This is a genomic window from Stackebrandtia soli (assembly GCF_965137155.1).
GTDB classification, from domain to species: Bacteria; Actinomycetota; Actinomycetes; order Mycobacteriales; family Micromonosporaceae; genus Stackebrandtia; species Stackebrandtia soli.
The window spans coordinates 1-5,246 of sequence record NZ_CBCRZX010000086.1 but is presented as its reverse complement, the minus strand read 5'-3'; the positions used below and the strand labels follow the sequence as shown (position 1 = coordinate 5,246).

Sequence of the window (5,246 nt, the reverse complement as noted above, 5' to 3'; positions counted from 1 at the left end):
TGCTTCATCGGATGGCCTTTGTTTGTGGGGGTTGTTTGGTGTGGGTGTGTTGTTTGAGAACTTAACAGGGTGTTTTTGTGATGGTCAGTGTGTGGGCCTCGTTTGAGTCGTGTTGTGTTGACACGGTGATGAGGTTTGAATCTTTGTTTGATTCCTTGACTATTTAATTAGTCAGGTATCGCTTTTACAGCGAAACTGTTTTACAGGTTTTTGTTGGAGAGTTTGATCCTGGCTCAGGACGAACGCTGGCGGCGTGCTTCACACATGCAAGTCGAACGGAAAGGCCCTTTCGGGGGTACTCGAGTGGCGAACGGGTGAGTAACACGTGAGTAATCTGCCTTTAGCTTTGGGATAAGCCTCGGAAACGGGGTCTAATACCGGATATGACCTGTCCCTGCATGGGGGTGGGTGGAAAGTTTCTCGGCTAGAGATGAGCTCGCGGTCTATCAGCTTGTTGGTGAGGTAATGGCTCACCAAGGCTTTGACGGGTAGCCGGCCTGAGAGGGCGACCGGCCACACTGGGACTGAGACACGGCCCAGACTCCTACGGGAGGCAGCAGTGGGGAATATTGCGCAATGGGCGAAAGCCTGACGCAGCGACGCCGCGTGAGGGATGACGGCCTTCGGGTTGTAAACCTCTTTCAGTACCGACGAAGTGAGAATGACGGTAGGTACAGAAGAAGCGCCGGCTAACTACGTGCCAGCAGCCGCGGTAAGACGTAGGGCGCGAGCGTTGTCCGGATTTATTGGGCGTAAAGGGCTCGTAGGCGGCCTGTCACGTCCGCCGTGAAAGGCCAGGGCTTAACTCTGGTTTTGCGGTGGATACGGGCAGGCTTGAGGCAAGTAGGGGAGAACGGAATTCCATGTGTAGCGGTGAAATGCGCAGATATGTGGAGGAACACCGGTGGCGAAGGCGGTTCTCTGGGCTTGTTCTGACGCTGAGGAGCGAAAGCGTGGGGAGCGAACAGGATTAGATACCCTGGTAGTCCACGCTGTAAACGGTGGGCGCTAGGTGTGGGGCGGCGTTGTTCGTTCCGTGCCGTAGCTAACGCATTAAGCGCCCCGCCTGGGGAGTACGGCCGCAAGGCTAAAACTCAAAGGAATTGACGGGGGCCCGCACAAGCGGCGGAGCATGCGGATTAATTCGATGCAACGCGAAGAACCTTACCTGGGTTTGACATCACCCGGAAACCACTGGAGACAGTGGCCTCTTCGGACTGGGTGACAGGTGGTGCATGGCTGTCGTCAGCTCGTGTCGTGAGATGTTGGGTTAAGTCCCGCAACGAGCGCAACCCTTATCCTATGTTGCCAGCGCGTTATGGCGGGGACTCATGGGAGACTGCCGGGGTCAACTCGGAGGAAGGTGGGGATGAGGTCAAGTCATCATGCCCCTTATGTCCAGGGCTTCACGCATGCTACAATGGCCGGTACAGAGGGCTGCGATATCGTAAGGTGGAGCGAATCTCTTAAAGCCGGTCTCAGTTCGGATCGGGGTCTGCAACTCGACCCCGTGAAGTTGGAGTCGCTAGTAATCGCAGATCAGCAACGCTGCGGTGAATACGTTCCCGGGCCTTGTACACACCGCCCGTCACGTCATGAAAGTCGGCAACACCCGAAGCCCGTGGCCCAACCCTTGTGGAGGGAGCGGTCGAAGGTGGGGCTGGCGATTGGGACGAAGTCGTAACAAGGTAGCCGTACCGGAAGGTGCGGCTGGATCACCTCCTTTCTAAGGAGCACGAGTATCGTGCAACGCACGCTGACGTTTCACATCATGAAGACACCCTGTTGAGTCCTGAGGCAACACACTGTGTGTGTGGTTTCTCTGGCGGTGGACAATCCTCTCCGAATACCCGTCCCGCTTGTGTGCGGGGTTGTGGTTTGGGGTTGTGTGGTTGTTCGTTGTGTGTTGTTTGAGATTTGTATAGTGGGTGCGAGCATCTAATCAAATGTATGCACCATNCGTGACTATTCGAATGGTTTCGGCTGTTCGGGTGGTTGTTTGTGTGGTGTGTGTCGTCTTAGTGCAATTGTTAAGTTGTGTAGGGCGCACGGTGGATGCCTTGGTACCAGGAGCCGATGAAGGACGTGTGAGACTGCGATATGCCTGGGGGAGTTGTCAACAAAGCTGTGATCCCAGGATTTCCGAATGGGGAAACCCAGCACCAGTCATGTGGTGTTACCCACGCCTGAATGTATAGGGCGTGTGGAGGGAACGCGGGGAAGTGAAACATCTCAGTACCCGTAGGAAGAGAAAACAACAGTGATTCCGTTAGTAGTGGCGAGCGAAACCGGATGAGGCTAAACCGTGCACGTGTGATACCCGGCAGGGGTTGCGTGTGCGGGGTTGTGGGAGTGTTCTTCACCATTCTGCCGAATGGTGGGACAGTCAGAAAGTTGCGTGTTAAGCGAATCCGTTGGAAAGCGGGACCGTAGACGGTGATAGTCCGGTAGCTGAAAATGCGTGACCTGTCTTGGATGCCACCCGAGTAGCAGCGGACCCCTGAAATCTGCTGTGAATCTGCCAGGACCACCTGGTAAGCCTAAATACTTCCTGGTAACCGATAGCGGACTAGTACCGTGAGGGAAAGGTGAAAAGTACCCCGGGAGGGGAGTGAAATAGTACCTGAAACCGTGCGCTTGCAATCCGTCAAAGCCTGTGCCCAGTTTAGTCTGGGATGGGTGATGGCGTGCCTTTTGAAGAATGAGCCTGCGAGTTAGTGGTGCGTGGCAAGGTTAACCCGTTGAGGGGCAGCCGTAGCGAAAGCGAGTCTGAATAGGGCGTTTATAGTCGCGTGCTCTAGACCCGAAGCGGAGTGATCTACCCATGTCCAGGGTGAAGCGGAGGTAAGACTTCGTGGAGGCCCGAACCCACCAGCGTTGAAAAGCTGGGGGATGAGGTGTGGGTAGGGGTGAAAGGCCAATCAAACTCCGTGATAGCTGGTTCTCCCCGAAATGCATATAGGTGCAGCGTTGCGTGTTTCTTGCCGGAGGTAGAGCACTGATTGGTCTAGGGGGCCGACAAGCTTACCGAAATCAGTCAAACTCCGAATGCCGGTAAGTCTATAAGCGCAGCAGTGAGACTGCGGGGGATAAGCTTCGTAGTCGAGAGGGAAACAGCCCAGATCACCAGCTAAGGCCCCTAAGCGTGTACTCAGTGGAAAAGGATGTGGGATCGCGCAGACAACCAGGAGGTTGGCTTAGAAGCAGCCACCCTTGAAAGAGTGCGTAATAGCTCACTGGTCAAGTGGTTCCGCGCCGACAATGTAGCGGGGCTTAAGTACACCGCCGAAGCTGTGGCACTCACACAATAGCCCGGCCTGGGACTACGGTTCCTGGTCTAGGTGTGTGGGTGGGTAGGGGAGCGTCCTGCCGGCAGAGAAGCAGCCGTGTGAACGAGTTGTGGAGCCGGTGGGAGTGAGAATGCAGGCATGAGTAGCGAAAGCAGGGTGAGAAACCCTGCCGCCGGATGACTAAGGGTTCCAGGGGCAGGCTAATCCGCCCTGGGTAAGTCGGGACCTAAGGCGAGGCCGAAAGGCGTAGTCGATGGACAACGGGTTGATATTCCCGTACCCGCGAAGATACGACCATGATGAACCCTTCTTGTGCTAACCACCCAATCTTGTGTGACCGTGCCTTCGGGTGTGGCGCATTGAGTGCGGCTGGGACCCCGGTGGGTAGTAGTCAAGCGATGGGGTGACGCAGGAGGGTAGCTGATCCCGGTGACTGGTAGTGCCGGGCCAAGCATGTAGCCCGCGGCGTAGGCAAATCCGCGCCGCGTGAAGGGTGAGATGTGATGGGGAGCCTGCAAAAGGTGTAAGTCAGTGATCCCATGCTGCCGAGAAAAGCCTCTAGCGAGTATCGAGCGGCCCGTACCCTAAACCGACACAGGTGGTCAGGTAGAGAATACTAAGGCGATCGGGTGAACTGTGGTTAAGGAACTCGGCAAATTACCCCCGTAACTTCGGGAGAAGGGGGACCCTGGCTGGTGAAGGACTTCACGTCCGGAGCTGGCTGTGGTCGCAGTGACCAGGGGGAAGCGACTGTTTACTAAAAACACAGGTCCATGCGAAGAAGTAATTCGATGTATATGGACTGACGCCTGCCCGGTGCTGGAACGTTAAGGGGACCTGTTAACCCTCGGGTGAAGCGGAGAACTTAAGCGCCAGTAAACGGCGGTGGTAACTATAACCATCCTAAGGTAGCGAAATTCCTTGTCGGGTAAGTTCCGACCTGCACGAATGGCGTAACGACTTCCCCACTGTCTCAACCACAGGCCCGGCGAAATTGCAGTACGAGTAAAGATGCTCGTTACGCGCGGCAGGACGGAAAGACCCCGGGACCTTTACTATAGCTTGGTATTGGTGCTTGGAACAGTTTGTGTAGGATAGGTGGGAGCCTGTGAAATCATGACGCTAGTTGTGGTGGAGGCATTGTTGAAATACCACTCTGATTGTTCTGGGTTCCTAACTTCGGACCGTGATCCGGTCCAGGGACAGTGCCTGGTGGGTAGTTTAACTGGGGCGGTTGCCTCCTAAAAAGTAACGGAGGCGCCCAAAGGTTTCCTCAGCCTGGATGGCAATCAGGTGTTGAGTGCAAGTGCACAAGGAAGCTTAACTGTGAGACTGACGGGTCAAACAGATGCGAAAGCAGGGACTAGTGATCCGGCACCGGCAAGTGGAAGCGGTGTCGCTCAACGGATAAAAGGTACCCCGGGGATAACAGGCTGATCTTCCCCAAGAGTCCATATCGACGGGATGGTTTGGCACCTCGATGTCGGCTCGTCGCATCCTGGGGCTGGAGCAGGTCCCAAGGGTTGGGCTGTTCGCCCATTAAAGCGGCACGCGAGCTGGGTTTAGAACGTCGTGAGACAGTTCGGTCCCTATCCGCCGCGCGCGTAGGAAACTTGAGAAGGGCTGTCCCTAGTACGAGAGGACCGGGACGGACGAACCTCTGGTGTGCCAGTTGTCCTGCCAAGGGCACGGCTGGTTAGCTACGTTCGGAAGAGATAACCGCTGAAAGCATCTAAGCGGGAAACTCGCTTCAAGATAAGGTTTCCAACACCTTCTGGTGTGAAGGCCCCCAGCTAGACTACTGGGTTGATAGGCCAGAAATGTAAGCACAGTAATGTGTTCAGTTGACTGGTACTAACAGGCCGATCACTTAACACCACAAAAAGACGACGCGATTAGACGCGCACAAAGCACCCACTATACAAATCTGAAACAACACACCCACCACACAACCAA

At 55.4% G+C, this 5,246-nt stretch carries 2 rRNA genes; both read left to right on the top strand.

Annotation, left to right across the window (positions count from 1 at the left end):
• Positions 1–210 precede the first annotated feature (210 nt).
• Positions 211–1,726: ribosomal RNA gene (locus tag ACM9NP_RS23850) — 16S ribosomal RNA — on the top strand.
• A 302-nt stretch (positions 1,727–2,028) separates the two neighbouring features.
• Positions 2,029–5,168, top strand: a 23S ribosomal RNA gene (locus tag ACM9NP_RS23845).
• Together the 16S and 23S rRNA genes form the textbook arrangement of a ribosomal RNA operon.
• The last annotated feature ends 78 nt before the right edge of the window (positions 5,169–5,246 follow it).